A 15530-nucleotide genomic window follows, 5' to 3' on the forward strand; every position below is an offset into this window, starting at 1 on the left:
TGTGGAAAGGCCAGCGTGACCACGGGGCTGAAATGCTAGGGCATGATTCCGAAATGCGGGAGTGGATTCCGGAAAATCATGCCTCAACCCTAGCGGCGGCAATGCTGAAAACCAGCTTCGATGTTATGTCGCGTTTGAAGCGAAAGCCCCCAAAAATACCTACGTTTCAATAACCTGCACGGCCGCGCAACGTTCCGCGCCGGCCTCCTAAACAATCGGCAAGACCGTCAAAATCACCAAGACTTGAGCCAAAATGCCGCTACCGCGGCCGCACCATCTCGAACATCATCTCGGGCCGGACCTGAGCATAGTCGCCCATCCGCCCCGCACGCAAAATCGGATAGGCCTCGGCGGTCTGATAGACGCCGTCCTTGATCAGGCTCTTGTCGATATGGACGGCGACGACCTCGCCGAAGGTCACCCAGGCGTCGGCCTTTCTGCCGCCCACGCCCTCAAGCTGGATCATCTGGGTGAACTTGCACTCGAACGAGACGAGGCTCTCACCGACCCGCGGCACATCGACCTTGCGCGACGGGGCCTTGGTCAGCCCTGAAATCGTGAACTCGTCGGTGTCGTGCGGCACGCTCGCCGACGTCATGTTCATCTGCTCGGCGATGTGCTTGGTCACCAGATTCCAGGTGAACTCCTTGGTCTCCTGGATATTGGCGACGCTGTCTTTCCAGCCGATCGAGGAAAAGCCGATGATCGGCGGCACGTAGCAAAAGGCATTGAAGAAACTGTAGGGCGCGAGATTGACGTGTCCCTTGGCGTCCTTCGATGAAATCCAGCCGATGGGCCGGGGGCCGACGATGGCGTTGAAGGGATCGTGCCGGAGGCCGTGACCTTGCGACGGTTCGTAGTAGTGAAAATCAGCCATGAACTGCTTTGCCTGCTGGTGCGCTGCCCGACAGTTCGGGCGTGCCCAGCGTAAGGCCAGCGATGATAAAGTCTATCATTTGATCGAGGCTTGGCCCCGGCTTTTTCTCGCTCTGCTCGATCATCTGCGGATGGAAGAACCGCAGCATCCCGGCGCAAACGCACTTGGCGGCCAGTTCGACGTCCTTGACGTTGAACACGCCGGACTTGGCGCCGTCCGCGATCACCGCGCCGATGGCCATAACGATACGCTGGATATGCGCATCGCAAACATCCCAGCTTTCTTCCATCGCGATGGCAACCATCTCGTGGATCTTGGCATCACCGACGAAGCGTTCGGCATTCATGACGCTGACCGTTGCAAGCAATTCCTTCAGCCGCTCGCGTGGCGGAGTCGGCTTGGCTGCAATCGCCTCCGCCGCGTCCTCGACCTCGGCCATCAGCCGCCGCGCCACGCCCTCATGAATCGCCTTCTTGGAATCGAAGAAGCGATAGATGTTCGCAGGTGACATCTTGAGCGTCCTGGCGATGTCGGCAACCGTGGTCTTGAGATAGCCGATCTCGCGAAACAGACGCTCCGCGGTGGCGAGAATGCACGCCTTCTTTTCGGAATCGGTATCGTCGTGAAGCAGTGTCATATCAGCATCGTACCAAGGGTTCGATTATTCGGCGGCGGTCGCAAGCGGCGGCGCATGCCGGATCTGGCCGGGTTGCGCGGGCGCCGGGACCACGCCCTCACCCCGCTCGTCCAGACTCTTTCTGAACCATAGCGCATAGAGACCCGGCAGGAACAGCAGGGTCAGGAATGTTGCAACGAACAATCCACCCATGATGGTGATGGCCATCGGCCCCCAGAAGGCCGACCGGGACAGCGGAATCATGGCCAGAATTGCCGCCAGTGCGGTCAGCACCACCGGCCGGGCGCGGCGCACCGTCGCTTCGACGATCGCTTCGCGCCGGGTCAGGCCATGCTCAACATCGGTCTCGATCTGATCGACCAGAATCACCGAGTTGCGCATGATCATGCCGGCCAGTGCGATCAAACCGAGCAATGCCACGAAACCGAACGGGCTGCCGGCAAGGTTAAGCCCGAGCGAAGCACCGACGATGCCGAGCGGCGCGGTCATGAACACCAGCACCAACCGCGAGAAGCTCTGCAGCTGGATCATGAGCAGCGTCAGCATGCCGATCACCATCAGCGGAAACAGCTTGTTGATCGACGCATTGCCCTTTTCGGACTCCTCGATCGCGCCGCCGATCTCGATGCGGTAGGCGGGCTTCAAACTATTGCGGATGCCTTCAAGCTTCGGCCAGATCGCATTGGTGACATCGGGCGCCTGCACGCCGTCGACGATATCGGCGCGCACGGTGATCGCCATGTCGCGGTTGCGCCGCCACAGGATCGGTTCTTCATGGGCGTATTCGATCTTGGCGATCTGCGACAATGGCACGGCGACGCCGCCCCGCGAATAGATCGTCAGATCGCCGACACGGCCGAGATCGAGCCGCTCCGATGGCACGGCGCGGGCAACCACGCCGACCTTTTCGATGCCATCACGCAGCGTCGTGACCTGCACGCCGGAAATCAGCATCGCCAGCGACTGCGAAATGTCCTGCGGCGTCAGGCCAAGCGCGCGGGCGCGATCCTGATCGACGGCCAGCTTGAGGTAAGGCGTCTGCTCGTTCCAGTCGAGATGCGGATCGACCACCTTGTCGTTGGCGCGCATCACTTCACGCACCTGATAGGCGATATCGCGCACGGTCTTGGTGTCGGGACCGACAACGCGGAACTGAACCGGGAAGCCGACCGGCGGCCCGAAGTTGAAGCGGTCGACGCGCACGCGCGCTTCCGACAGCGCACCGTCGGCCACGGCCTTCTCAAGCCGCGCCTTGATACGCTCGCGCGCCGCAACGTCCTTCGAGACGATCACGGTTTCCGAGAACGCCTCGTTCGGCAGTTGCGGATTAAGACCGAGCCAGAAACGCGGCGAGCCCTGTCCGACATAGGTCGTGTAGGTCACGATATCCTTGTCGTCCTTGAGCAGCGCTTCCGCCTTCTTCACGCTTTCCTTCGTGACGTTGAACGCGGTACCTTCCGGCAGCCGCAACTGCAGGAACAGTTCAGGGCGCTCCGACAGCGGGAAGAACTGCTGCTGCACGTGACCGAAGCCGACAATCGACAGCACGAACACGCCGATGGTCGCCAGCACCACGGTGCCGCGGCGGCGCACGCACCATTCAATCACCCGGCGCAGGCCGCGATACATCCGCGTCTCGTAGATCGCATGCGGATCGTGGTTATGCTTGCCGTGGTTGAGGTTCGGCAGCAGCTTGACGCCGATATAAGGCGTGAAGATCACCGCAACGAACCAAGATGCGACCAGCGCGATCGCCACCACCCAGAAAATGCCGCCGGCATATTCGCCGACGGACGAATTGGCAAAGCCGATGGGGAGGAAGCCAACGGCCGTGACCAGCGTCCCCGTGAGCATCGGGAACGCAGTTGATTCCCAGGCAAAGGATGCCGCCTTCACGCGGTCCCAGCCTTGCTCCATTTTCACCACCATCATCTCGACAGCGATGATGGCGTCGTCGACCAGAAGGCCGAGCGCGATGATCAGTGCGCCGAGGGTGATGCGGTGCAGGTCCATGCCCATCGCGTTCATCACGATGAAGACAATCGCCAGCACCAGCGGCACCGACAGCGCCACCACGATGCCAGTGCGCCAGCCGAGTGCGAGGAAGCTGACGAACAGCACGATCGCCAGCGCCTCGACAAACGAATGCACGAACTCGCTGACCGCGTGTTCGACTACCTTCGGCTGATCGGCGATCTGCTCGATCTCGATGCCCTGCGGCACCGCCGCCATGAATTCCGACGTCGCTTTCTTGATCGCCTCGCCTAGCTCCAGAATGTTGGCGCCCTTCGCCATCACCACGCCGACGCCGATCGCGGGCTTGCCTTCCTGGCGCACCTGATAACTCGGCGGATCAACGAAGCCGTGAGTGACCATGGCGATGTCGCCCAGCCGGAACACGCGGCCATTGCCCTCGACCGGAGTTTCGGCGACCGCCTTGACGCTGTCATAGGCGCCGGTAACGCGCAGCGGCACGCGCTGCGACGACGTTTCAACCGTACCTGCGGGAACGACTGCGTTCTGCTTGGCCAGCGAATCGAACAGCGCCTGCGTCGTGATGCCCAGCGTTGCCAGCTTGGCGTGCGAGAACTCGACGAACACGCGCTCATCCTGCGTGCCGTACAGATTGACCTTGGTGACGTTCTCCGTCTTGAGAAGCCGCTGGCGCAGGCCTTCGGCCACTTTCTTGAGCTGCGCGTAATCGGCGCCCTCGCCCGTCAGCATGTAGAGAACTGAATCGACGTCGCCGTATTCGTCGTTGATGTTCGGACCGATCAGGTTCGGTGGAAGATCATTCCTGATGTCGCCAAGCTTCTTGCGCAGCTGATAGAACAGCTGCGGCACATCCTTCGCGGGCGTGTTGTCCTTGAAGGTCAGCGTCATCGCCGTGAAGGACGGCTTGGTGTAGGTCTGCACCTTGTCGAAATACGGCAGTTCCTGGAGCTTCTTCTCGATCGGATCGGCGACCTGCTCCTGCATCTCCTTCGCGGTGGCGCCGGGCCACATCGCGTTGATAATGACGACCTTGATCGTGAACGACGGGTCTTCCGCGCGGCCGAGCCGCTCATACGAGAAGAAACCGGCGATGCCGAGCATCACGATGAAAAACAGAACCAGCGTCGGGTGCGCCACGGCCCAGGCGGAGAGATTAAATCGCTTCATCGGACCCTCGGTATGTCTGCGGGGATGCGCTTATTATTGGGCATGACCTGTCCGAAAACCGGTATCCACTTTTCGGGGTCAGGCCCTGATCAGAACGACAGCGACGAGACGACACGGACCTTCTGGGCCGGATCGAGTTTTTGCACGCCGAGCACCACCACGCTGGCGCCTTCCTCGACACCGCCGGTGATAATGACATCCTTGGTCTCATAGGCCTTCACGGCCACCGGCTTCAGCGACACTTCGCCGGTCTTGGCGTCGGCGACGTAAAGCGAGGGTCCGTTGCCCTGGCTGAACAGCGCCGATAACGGCAGCCGCGCCACCCGCTCGGTCGCAGGGTCAGCCAGCGTCAGGGTCGCCGTCATGCCGAGCGACACCGCGTCGTCGGCGCCGGGCAGCGAGAACTTCGCCAGATAGGTGCGTGTTGCGGGATCGGCTGCCGGCGCGATCTCGCGCAGCTTCGCGGCATACTTCTTGTTGGGCTCCGACCACAGCGTCACGCTGGCCTCGCCGCTCTTGGCAAAGGCGACCATCGTTTCGGGCACCGCGACCACGGCTTCCTTCTCGGCGGAGCGCGCCACGCGAATCGCGGTCTGCCCAGAGGCCACCACCTGTCCCGGTTCGATCAGCGTCGCGGTGACGACGCCGCGCGTATCGGCAACAAGATGGGCGTAGGACAGGCTGTTCTTGGTGAGTTCGACCGAACGCTCGGCGCGGTTGAGACGCGCACGCGCCTCGTCGCCCGCCGCCTTGACCTGATCGAGTTGTGCTTCGGTGGACCAGCCCTTTGCGCGCAATTCCTTGGCACGGCCCTCGGCGGCGCTCGCCTGCGCCAGCACGCCGGTCGCGGCGCGGAATTCGGCCTCGGCCTGCTCGGCCTGCAATTTGAGATCGATCTCGTCGAGCGTCGCCAGCGGCTGGCCGACATCGACGATCTGTCCGACTTCGACGAGGCGCTTGGCGACCTTGCCGGGAACGCGGAAACCCATGTCGGTTTCGATGCGGGGGCGGATGGTGCCGACGAAGCTGCGCTCCGGGGACTGGGACTGGTAGTGGACCGTCGCCACGAGGACGGGGCGGCCCTTTTCGCCCTCCTGCGCCTGCTCCTTGCTGCAGGCACCCAGCGCCAGAGCGGAAACCATCAAGGCAACAACAGCCAAGCCATTGTTTCGGCTGGAGGATTTATAGATACGCCGCATCGGAAGCTCCCTTGGGATATTCCCGGGAGCATCTTATAACGATTGACGAATGTCAATAATCGTCAGAAGTCAGAATGCCGCACCGCAAATGCTTGATTGGGAAGTGCAAAATCTCGATTGCCTCCATCACAGCCTGAAATGCACGCAACAGTGATCGCGGCGTATCGTCGTCCGAAACGCAAATGCCCGCGACAAGCGCGGGCATGACTGCGGCAAACTCGTAATCGAAACTATGCCTTCTCCGCGGGATCGCGATGGATCGGATCAACCCACAGCACGGTCTCCGGCTTTTCGACCGGCTCGATGTCGAGATTGATCGCAACCGCCTCGCCGTCGCTGCGCACCAGCACGCATTCCAGCACTTCGTCCGGGCTGGCGTTGATCTCCTGATGCGGCACGTAAGGCGGCACGAAGATGAAGTCGCCCGGCCCCGCCTCGGCGGTGAACTGGAGATGCTCGCCCCAGCGCATCCGCGCCTTGCCACGCACGACATAGATGATGCTTTCCAGATGCCCATGATGATGCGCGCCGGTTTTCGCATCGGGCCTGATGGTCACCGTGCCGGCCCACAGCTTCTGCGCACCGACGCGCGCAAAGTTGATCGCGGCCTTGCGGTCCATGCCCGCGGTCGATGGCACATTCGGATCGAGTTGATTGCCGGGAATGACCCGCACGCCGTCGTGCTTCCAGCGCTCGTCGTCGTGCGCGTGGGAATGATCGTGCGGGTGGTCGTGGGAATGGTGATGATCGTGCGACATTGGACCGTTCTCTTCTTTGTCTTATCGTCGGTTATTGTTGTTGCTGATACCGCAGACGCGCTGCATTCATCGCACGTCAACAGATATATCAGTGATCGTCAATGACGTGGAACAGCATGCCATACTACTGTCTCCGCATGGCCCCGCCATCGCTACTCTAGTACGACTTCGGCAATCCAAGAACCTTCTCGCCGATGAAACTCAAAATCAGCTGCGGGCTGATCGGCGCAATGCGCGGGATCATCACTTCGCGCAGATAACGCTCCACGTGATACTCCTTGGCGTAGCCAAAGCCGCCGTGGGTCATCACCGCCTGCTGGCAGGCGTCAAAACCCGCCTCGCCCGCGAGATACTTCGCGGCATTCGCGGCGGGACCGCAGGGCAATCCCTGATCGTATTGCCATGCCGCCGACATCGTCATCAGCCACGCCGCCTCGAGATCGATCCAGTTCTTCGCCAGCGGATGCTGGATGGCCTGATTCTGTCCGATCGGCCGGTTGAACACGATGCGCTGCTTCGCATACGCCGCCGCGCGATCGAGCGCGAGCTTGCCAAGGCCGACGGCTTCCGCCGCGATCAGGACGCGTTCCGGATTCATGCCATGCAGGATGTATTCGAACCCGCGCCCCTCTTCGCCGATGCGGTCCTCAACCGGAATCTCGAAGTCGGTGATAAAGAGTTCATTGGAGTCGATGGCCTTGCGGCCCATCTTCTCGATCTCGTGCACCGCGATCTGGTCGCGGTTGAAGTCTGCGTAAAACAGGCTGAGACCGTGGGTCGGATTCTTGACCTCCTCCAGTGGCGTGGTGCGCGCAAGCAAAAGAATCTTGTGCGCGACCTGTGCGGTCGAAATCCAGACCTTCTGGCCATTGACGACATACTTGTCGCCCTTGCGCACCGCGCGGGTCTTCAACTGCGTGGTGTTCAGCCCGGTGTTCGGCTCAGTCACCCCGAAGCACGCCTTCTCGCGGCCCTCGACGATGCCGGGCAGCATGCGCGCGCGCTGCGCGTCGTCGCCGAACACCACCACCGGATTCAGCCCGAACACATTCATGTGAATCGCGGAAGCGCCCGACATGCCTGCGCCCGACTCCGAAATCGCGCGCATCATGATCGCGGCTTCCATGATTCCGAGACCGGAACCGCCAAACTGTTCGGGAATGCAGATTCCGAGCCAGCCCGCCTGCGCCATCGCGTTATAGAACTCATGCGGGAAACCGCCGGCGCGATCTTTCTCCAGCCAGTAATCGTCACCAAAACGGGCGCATATTTTCAGGATCGCATCGCGGATGGATTCCTGTTGCGGGCTCAATGCGAAGTCCATTGTGATCGATCCTTTGGCTTGATAGGAGTTCTTACGGCCTTAAAGACCTGTCCCACAATTACAAAAAAGCAGGCTAGCGTTGCGTATCGACATTTCCAAATTCTCCGCGACCATGTTCGGCATGGTTCTTGGCATCGGCGGCCTCGGAAGCGGCTGGCGAGCGGCCTCCCACGTCTGGGACGCGCCAGCGCTGATCGGCGAAACCCTGGCGCTCAGCGCGGCATCGATCTGGCTGTTATGGCTGATCCTTTACATCCTGAAATGGCTTCAGGCTCCAGATGCAGCCGCGGCCGAAGTCCGGCATCCCGTCCAGTCGTTCTTCGTCGTGATCATTCCCATGACGACCATGATCGTCGCATGGTCGATCGCGCCCTATCTGCCGCGAATAGCTTTTGCACTTTTCGTCTGCGGCGTAGCGGGGCAACTCGCTTTCACGGTCTGGGGTGTCGGCGGGCTGTGGGTCGGCGGGCGTACCACAGAGACGACGACGCCAGTGCTTTACATGCCCACCGTCGGCGGCAGCTTCGTCAGCGCCATCGCCTGCGGCCTGTTCGGCTATCCCGATGCGGGACTGCTGTTCTTCGGGGTCGGCTTCTTCTCCATCATCGTGATGGAATCGGTCATTCTCAACCGGCTGATTGCGCATGGTATGCCGGTTGCTTTGCGCGCCACGATGGGAATTCATCTCGCTCCGCCCGCAGTCGGCGCCGTGGCGTATCTCTCCGTGACGAACGGTCCGCCCGATCATCTCGCCTACATGCTGTTCGGCTACGCGCTGTTTCAGGCCCTTGTAATGTTGCGGCTGATTCCGTGGCTGCGCGAACAGCCGTTCTCGCTCGCGGCCTGGGCCTACAGCTTCGGCGTATCGGCATTGCCGCTCGCCGCGTTCCGTTTCGTCGAGCGCGGCGACACCGGCATCATCTCGAAGCTGGCACTGCCGATTTTCATCATCTCCAATCTGATCATCGGATGGTTTGCACTGCGCAGCCTGCTGATCGGACGACGCTACGTTCTCACGTTGATCTGGCCGACGACGAAAGCACAGAAGGGGATCCTGCCATGACATCGGATCACGACACTCTCACCGGTCTCAACCGCGACTACATTGATTCCGTACAGAACGGCGACGTCCGCCGCTTCGATGAAATTCTCGCACCCGACTTCTACTGCTCGAATCCCGATCGCTCGCTGGTCGATCGCGCCGGGTTTCTGAAGCAGACCGCCAATCCCGTGACGATCAGGAATCTCAAGGCCGAAGACGTATTGATCCGGATCATCGGCGACGTCGCCATCATCCACGCACGCACCAGTTACCAGATGCCGGACGGCAGCACGGGCGCCGGGCGTTACACCGACGTCTGGGCCAAGATCGACGGCCAGTGGCTGGCGGTCTCGGCCCACGTAACGCGCTGAACAGCTAGCGCGAGAATTTCGCTTCCATCGCACGGCGGAAAGCGACCGCATCGTCCTTGGCATCGATCTCCACATCCGCCCACCGGACCACCGCGCCATGCGCGACATCATTTGTCAGCTTGACGCGATGCGCCAGGCCGATCGGCAGCGCGCCGGTCTTGAGGCTTTCTACCGCCGGCATCAGCTTGCCCCACACCGTGTAACCGCCCTCGCCGTCCAGCATTTCGCCTGCGCGCAGATTCTTCTTGGCAACGGCCGCGACATCGCCGCGGAAATCCTGCGGCTGTCCGGTCGGCTCATTGCGTAGCGCGGCAGAGAGCACCGAAATGTTCAGCTCAAGCCCGATCAGGTGATACGGCTTGTACATCGCCGCATAGCGGCCCGACGAATCCGTCTTCAGCCCGTACTGACGGAAGCAATCCGCCGCGTAATCGTTCGGTGCTTCGAGTACGACATAGACGCCCCAGCGCAGATCCCGGAACACCGGGCGGCCGTCGCGCTCGAGCGACGAGACGACTTCAACCACACCGGATTTCTCCAGCCAGCCGCCCTTGTCCTGCGGGCGCATCACATGCGGCAGATCGTCGACGCCGCAGGGCGGAAACAAAAGGCCGGTTGACGGCACATCGAGACCGGTGGCGTTGGCGATAGCAGCCATCTCGATGGCGGACTTGGTGCCATCCAGAAACGAATTGAACATCTGCGGATTCATCCCGGCGGACTGCGCCTCGGCGGCGGTCAACCCATAGTGCCCCCAAACCCCGGCAGGCGTCACGTCGTGATAGATCGGCAGATACTTGGTGCCCTTCCCTGCGGCGACGACCTTGAAGCCGGTGGCGCGCGCCCAGTCCACCATTTCGGCGGTCAGTGCGGGTTGATCACCATAAGCGAGCGAATAGACCACACCTGCCTTGCGCGCCTCTTCGGCCAATAACGGACCGGCCAGCACATCAGCTTCGACATTGACCATGACGATATGCTTGCCCGCGGCAATCGCGGCGCGCGCGTGACGAATGCCAACGGAGGGATTGCCGGTGGCCTCGACGATCACCTCGACGTCGCCGCCGGTCGCGGCAGCGCCATCCTTGGTGAAGGTGGTAGCGGCGATCCGCGCAGCGTCCCAGCCTACCGTCCGGCAGGCATCGCGCGCACGTTCCGGATCGAGATCGACAATCACCGGCACTTCAAGGCCCGGCGTATGCGGCACCTGAGAGAGAAACATGGAGCCGAATTTGCCGGCGCCGATCAGCGCCACACGCACGGGCTTTCCCGCCGCGCGGCGCCTTTCGAGGAGGTGATGCAGGTTCATTTGCGAGAACTCTTAAGGAGGGACGGTCAGTCTATATCGTCATGACGCGCGACGTGAAGCAATCCAGAACCGTTCCGGATTGCTTCATCGCTGTGTCGAATTGAGAACGCCTGCCTTATTCCGCGGCCTGACGATGGCTGCGTGCGTAGCGGACCAGCGCATCGTCATCCACGGTCTGGATCGGGGTGAAGTCGCGATGGGCGATGAATTCGGGCCGCGTCGGCGTGCGGATGTAGTTCGAGACCGCGTTCAGGGTCAGGTACACGATCTTGCGCGGATACGGTGTGATGTTGCCGGATGAGCCATGCACGAGATTACCGTGGAACATCAGCATGCCGCCCGGCTTGCCGGTCGGCGCGACGATGCCGCCCTCCTTGACGAGACGCGTCACGGTGTCCTCGTCAAGCGTCCAGAGCGGATAGGACGTGGTCGCAAGATCGTGCGACGCCTTGAGATCGCCCGCGTTCTGGCTTTTCGGCACCAGCATCAGCGGACCGTTGATCGGCATCACTTCATCGAGAAACACCGCGATGTTCATCGCGAGCGGCAACGGCATGCCATCGTCGCGCTTCCAGGTGCCGTAATCCTGATGCCATTGCCAGACATCGCCGGTGAAAGCCGATTTGGCGTTGATCTTGTACTGATGCATGTAGACCTTCTCGCCAAAGATCTGCTCAACCGGCTCGATCATGCGCGGATGCGCGCCGAGCAGGCGAAACGCCTCATTATAAAGGTGCGCGGCAAAGGCAGTACGCGGCGCACCGCTCTTCTCGCGCCAGACCTCGGGGCGCTGCTCGTCGTAAATCGACATGGCCTCGCGGCGAAGGACATCGACTTCCTCGGCGTTGAAAAGCTCCGGCAGGAACAGCCAGCCTTCGGTGCGGAATTGCTCGAGCTGCTCGGGGGTCAATTTCATGATTGCTCTCCTTGGGTCGCTTCCCGGCTTGTCATTGTTTTCAGGGACGCTTTTTGCGTTCTCGGCCGTCAATGGCGTGTTTTACGGTACGCCAATATTGCATTCTGAATTCAGTATTCTAAACTCAGGATGCGGCTTGCACCCCACCCTGTCAAGCGGCAACCATGCTGTTCGCAGCGACGATTCTCTGGAGGAGAAGTGCTGGAGTCTCTGGCCCCGCCGAAAAGTTTGGTCGATCAGGTCTATGAGGTGATCCTCGATGCCCTGTGCGACGGCACGTTCAAGCCGGGCGAACGCCTCACCCAGGAGAGCATCGCCGCGCGCCTGAATGTATCGCGGCAGCCGGTGACCCACGCGCTGGCGGTGTTGAAGGTGCAGGGATTTCTCGCGCAGGGACGTCAGGGACTGACCGTCACTGCGGTCGATCCGGATTTCTTCGAGGCGATTTACCAGATCCGCTCGGCGGTCGAACCGCTTGCGGTCAAGTTGGCAACGCCCCGCCTCACGAAAGAGTCGATCGCACGCGGACGCGCCTTGATCGAACACGGTCGCAAGCTGGTCGCGGCCGGCGACAGCCGCGCCAGTCTTCAGGCCGACATGGACTTCCACTCATTCATCTACGATCTCTCCGGCAATCCGCTGATCGCCGAGACAATGCGGCTGCATTGGCGGCACCTGCGCCGCGCGATGGGCGAAGTGCTGCGCCATCCGGGCATGTCGATCAGCGTCTGGAAAGAACACGACCGCATTCTCGAAGAGATGATCCGAGGTGACGGCGATGCCGCCGCCGAACTGATGCGGCGCCATCTTGTGGAAGCCTACGAGCGCGCCGGAAAGACTGGCGAAGGCAGCAGCTAGCTGGAATAGCTTTCCGCGCAGGCATCCTCGTCGCCGAACAGCAGCGGCAGTGTCAGCAACCGGCGGAAATAGCCTCCAACCGGGGTCTCCTCGGCCATGCCGATGCCGCCGTGGAGTTGCACGCTGTCCTGCGACACCTTGAGGGCAGCACGCGCCACGGTGAAGTGCGTCGCCATCACGGCCTGCCTGCGGGAGGAAACATCGTCTTCCTCGATCAGACCGGCGGCACATTCGACCACCGAGCGCGCTTCGGTCAGCGCCATGTCCATGTCGACCAGCCGGTGGCGCAACACCTGAAACGCCGAAAGTGGCTCGCCGAACTGATGCCGGACCTTGAGATAGTCCCGGGTCAGATCGACCAGCATCGACATCGCGCCCAGCGCCTCGGCGCAGTGCATGGTGACAAGCACATCCCTGCCCCATTCGATCAGCCGCTCGGCTTCCGCGCCGCGCGCAAGCTCCGAGTCCGGCTGAAGTGCAACCCCGTCGATGCGGAGCGTCGCATAGGGCGCGCCATCGATTCCGATCACGGACTGTTCGATCGCTATGTTGGACTTCTGCACCAGAACGAGCACGGGTTCGCCGTCGTTCCCCGTCGCGACCAGAATAATGAAATCTGCTTCGGCTCCGAACGGTACAAGGCGGGCAACACCGTTCAGCTTGCCGCCGGTCAACGTGACGGCGCCGCGCTCGCTTTGCGCTATTCCCGGAATGTCCATTGCAACGGTGACGGAGCCAGAACCCAGGCGTTCGCGAAGCTGCGCAAATCGATCAGCCGCCGGAACGCGACTGAGCAGCGCTGTCGCCGCAGCAGCCGATGAAATGAACGGCGACACCGCGCCACTGCGGCCGAGCCGCTCGGCCAGCAGTGCGAGTGCCCGCGAGTCCTGCAAACCACCATCGCTCTCAGGCAATGCCGCCGAGAGAATTCCCGCTTCTGCAAGTTGCTGCCACAACGGCCGCCAGCCGTCCTTGATCAGCGCCTGATCGCTCAGCAAATGATCGAGGGCGTCAACAAGGAGCCCGTGCTCTTGCTTGGGAACGAAAATGACATTGGCGGTGTCGGACATCATGTCACCCCAGCAGGCTCTTCGCCGCGATGTTGCGCTGAATCTCGTTTGAGCCTGCGTAGATCGTGGTCTTGCGATAGTTGCAGTAGGTCGGCGCGACGTTGGCGAGTTCAGAATCGAGCGCCAGCGGCGTGTTGCTGAGATCGGCACCCCGCACCGGCAACGCGCTTCGTCCGAGCAAGCGCACCTGCAACTCAAGCACATCCTGCTGCAGGTGAGAGCTCAGGATTTTCAGGTAGGGCGCGGGCAACCCGACCGCATCGCCGCGCTCTTCAGCACGAAGGAAGCGCAAGTTGGTCAGATCCGCAGCCGCGATCCGCATCTCCAGCGCGGCGACGCGCGCTGCAAACAGCGGATTGTCGAGCCGGGATCGCCCGTTCGCCTGTGCCAGCCGCTTCAGCCGCGCGACCTCACGCTTGCAGAAACCCATACCGCCGAAGTTCAACCGCTCCTTCTCGAGCAGATACTTCGCGCAGGTCCAGCCCTGCCCTTCCTCGCCGATCCGGTTGGCGACCGGAACGCGAACGTTGTCGAACCAGACCTCGTTGACCTCGTGTGCGCCGTCGAACGTGATAATCGGACGCACGGTGATGCCGGGCGTCTTCATGTCGATCAGCAGGAACGAGATGCCATCCTGTTTGCGCCCGTCGGATGCGGTCCGCACCAGACAGAAGATCCAGTCGGCGTCGTGCGCTTCGGTGGTCCAGATTTTCTGTCCCGTGACGAGATAGTCGTCACCGTCACGAACGGCCCGGGTCTTCAGCGATGCAAGGTCCGAGCCCGAGCCCGGCTCCGAATAACCCTGGCACCAATAGTCCTCAAGCGAGGCGATCCGCGGGAGGAAACGTTGCTTCTGCGCGTCGCTGCCGAACTTCATGATCACGGGCGCGACCATTTTGAGGCCGAACGGAACGACCTCCGGTGCACCGGCCTGCCAGGCCTCATCCTCAAAAATATAGCGCTGGATCGGCGAGAACCCGGGGCCGCCATGTTCGGCGGGCCACGTGTAGCCGCCCCAGCCGCGCGCATGAAGCAACCGGCTCCATGTCACCTTGTCATCGCGGGTCGGGCGTTCGCCGCTCAGCATCCGCTGGCGCAGATCTGCCGGCAGCTTGTCGTCGAGAAATTTCCGGACAGTGAGCCGGAACGCATCTTCCTCGACCGTGAACAGACGTGCCATCGTGCCTCAGGTCCCCGAGAAATTCGGCGGGCGCTTTTCGAGGAAACTCGCGACGCCCTCGCGGAAATCGTCGCTGCGGGCCGCAAGCTCCATCTCGCGGTTGGCGTAGATCGTCGCCTCGGCAAGGCTCTGGAACGGCACTTCGTACAGCTGGCGCTTGATAACGCCCACCGCGCGTGGCGACGCGAAGTCGACCATGTCCTTGACGTATTCCATCGTCTTGGCGCGGAGCTCCGCCGCCGGATAGAGCCTGTTCACGAGACCGATCTGCAGCGCTTCCGCGCTCAAGACCCGCCGCGCGGACATCAGCAGATCAAGCGCATTTGAATGGCCGACGATGCGCGGCAACATCCAGCTCATGCCGTGCTCGGCGATCAGGCCACGGCGGGAGAACGACGTCGTAAACACGGTGTTGTCGGCCGCGAAGCGAAGATCGCAATACAGCGCGTGAACAAGACCGATACCAGCAGCGGGTCCATTCAGCATTCCGATGACAGGCTTGGAGATCGCCGGATAGAACGAATAGCGCGTCTGCCAGTCAGGGCGCCGGTTCATGTCGAACGGCTTCATCCACTGGTCGCTCTTGATGTCGTTGGGATCGAGCGTCTTCAGTTCATCCATGTCGGCGCCGGCGCAGAATGCGCGGCCAGCCCCGGTCAGAACGATGGCGCGCACGCCGTCATCGCTGGCTGCCGCCTCCATGGCGAGGCGCACCTCGCGCTCCATGGTCGGCGTCCACGCATTCATGCGATCCGGCCGGTTCAGCGTGATGGTCGCGATACGCGATTCAACGTCATACAGGATGTGCTGATAGGTCATGCTACAAG

Annotated in this window: 14 protein-coding genes; 3 read left to right on the plus strand and 11 right to left on the minus strand. The window is 61.8% G+C overall.

All coding sequences use genetic code 11. The features are described 5' to 3' along the window. Positions 1 to 259 precede the first annotated feature (259 nt). From BN32_RS13255 to BN32_RS13280, 6 genes are all read right to left on the minus strand, one after another. Positions 260 to 877, minus strand: a complete 618-nt coding sequence (locus BN32_RS13255) for a flavin reductase family protein (RefSeq protein ID WP_019198699.1) — start codon at positions 875 to 877, stop codon at positions 260 to 262. Then, positions 870 to 1514 carry a TetR/AcrR family transcriptional regulator gene (locus tag BN32_RS13260; protein ID WP_019198700.1) on the minus strand — a complete coding sequence of 215 codons (645 nt, stop codon included), beginning with the start codon at positions 1512 to 1514 and terminating at the stop codon, positions 870 to 872. Before BN32_RS13260 ends, BN32_RS13255 begins: the two co-directional genes overlap by 8 nt. Positions 1515 to 1538: 24 nt before the next feature. Continuing rightward, entirely contained in the window at positions 1539 to 4676 is a 3138-nt protein-coding gene (locus tag BN32_RS13265; RefSeq protein ID WP_019198701.1) for an efflux RND transporter permease subunit, read from the minus strand. An 89-nt stretch (positions 4677 to 4765) separates the two neighbouring features. Continuing rightward, positions 4766 to 5875, minus strand: a complete 1110-nt coding sequence (locus BN32_RS13270) for an efflux RND transporter periplasmic adaptor subunit (RefSeq protein ID WP_019198702.1) — start codon at positions 5873 to 5875, stop codon at positions 4766 to 4768. Positions 5876 to 6105: 230 nt separating this feature from the next. After that, complete coding sequence (locus BN32_RS13275) at positions 6106 to 6633, minus strand: cupin domain-containing protein (RefSeq protein ID WP_019198704.1); 528 nt, start codon at positions 6631 to 6633, stop codon at positions 6106 to 6108. Positions 6634 to 6790: 157 nt separating this feature from the next. Beyond that, positions 6791 to 7957, minus strand: a complete 1167-nt coding sequence (locus tag BN32_RS13280) for an acyl-CoA dehydrogenase family protein (protein WP_019198705.1) — start codon at positions 7955 to 7957, stop codon at positions 6791 to 6793. Between the two features lie 79 nt (positions 7958 to 8036). Here BN32_RS13280 and tehA point away from each other — a divergent pair, with 79 nt between their 5' ends. Together tehA and BN32_RS13290 are read left to right on the plus strand one after the other, a co-directional pair. Then, entirely contained in the window at positions 8037 to 9020 is a 984-nt protein-coding gene (tehA, locus tag BN32_RS13285) for a dicarboxylate transporter/tellurite-resistance protein TehA (protein WP_019198706.1), read from the plus strand. After that, positions 9017 to 9370: a nuclear transport factor 2 family protein gene (locus BN32_RS13290; protein WP_019198707.1), complete on the plus strand. Its 354-nt coding sequence runs from the start codon at positions 9017 to 9019 to the stop codon at positions 9368 to 9370. Before tehA ends, BN32_RS13290 begins: the two co-directional genes overlap by 4 nt. 4 nt (positions 9371 to 9374) lie before the next feature. Here the strand turns inward: BN32_RS13290 and BN32_RS13295 are convergent, their stop codons facing one another. Together BN32_RS13295 and BN32_RS13300 are read right to left on the minus strand one after the other, a co-directional pair. Then, a complete protein-coding gene (locus BN32_RS13295) occupies positions 9375 to 10679 on the minus strand; it encodes an NAD(P)H-dependent oxidoreductase (RefSeq protein WP_019198708.1) in 1305 nt (434 codons plus the stop codon). Positions 10680 to 10794: 115 nt separating this feature from the next. Then, positions 10795 to 11595, minus strand: coding sequence for a phytanoyl-CoA dioxygenase family protein (locus tag BN32_RS13300; RefSeq protein ID WP_019198709.1), 801 nt, complete (start codon positions 11593 to 11595; stop codon positions 10795 to 10797). 198 nt (positions 11596 to 11793) lie between these two features. Here BN32_RS13300 and BN32_RS13305 point away from each other — a divergent pair, with 198 nt between their 5' ends. Continuing rightward, the gene (locus BN32_RS13305) at positions 11794 to 12453 is read left to right on the plus strand and encodes a GntR family transcriptional regulator (RefSeq protein WP_019198710.1); all 660 of its coding nucleotides are present in this window, start codon (positions 11794 to 11796) and stop codon (positions 12451 to 12453) included. Here the strand turns inward: BN32_RS13305 and BN32_RS13310 are convergent. The 3 genes from BN32_RS13310 to BN32_RS13320 are packed head-to-tail and all read right to left on the minus strand — an operon-like array spanning position 12450 to position 15522. Further along, positions 12450 to 13523, minus strand: a complete 1074-nt coding sequence (locus BN32_RS13310) for an acyl-CoA dehydrogenase family protein (protein WP_162161311.1) — start codon at positions 13521 to 13523, stop codon at positions 12450 to 12452. The two genes, BN32_RS13305 and BN32_RS13310, sit on opposite strands and share 4 nt — an antisense overlap. A gap of 4 nt (positions 13524 to 13527) precedes the next feature. Continuing rightward, on the minus strand, positions 13528 to 14703 hold the full coding sequence (locus BN32_RS13315; RefSeq protein ID WP_019198712.1) for an acyl-CoA dehydrogenase family protein: 1176 nt from the start codon (positions 14701 to 14703) through the stop codon (positions 13528 to 13530). A gap of 6 nt (positions 14704 to 14709) precedes the next feature. After that, positions 14710 to 15522: an enoyl-CoA hydratase gene (locus tag BN32_RS13320; protein WP_019198713.1), complete on the minus strand. Its 813-nt coding sequence runs from the start codon at positions 15520 to 15522 to the stop codon at positions 14710 to 14712. Positions 15523 to 15530: the final 8 nt, after the last annotated feature.

This window comes from Afipia birgiae 34632 (assembly GCF_000308295.2).
In the GTDB taxonomy this organism is placed as follows: Bacteria; Pseudomonadota; Alphaproteobacteria; order Rhizobiales; family Xanthobacteraceae; genus Afipia; species Afipia birgiae.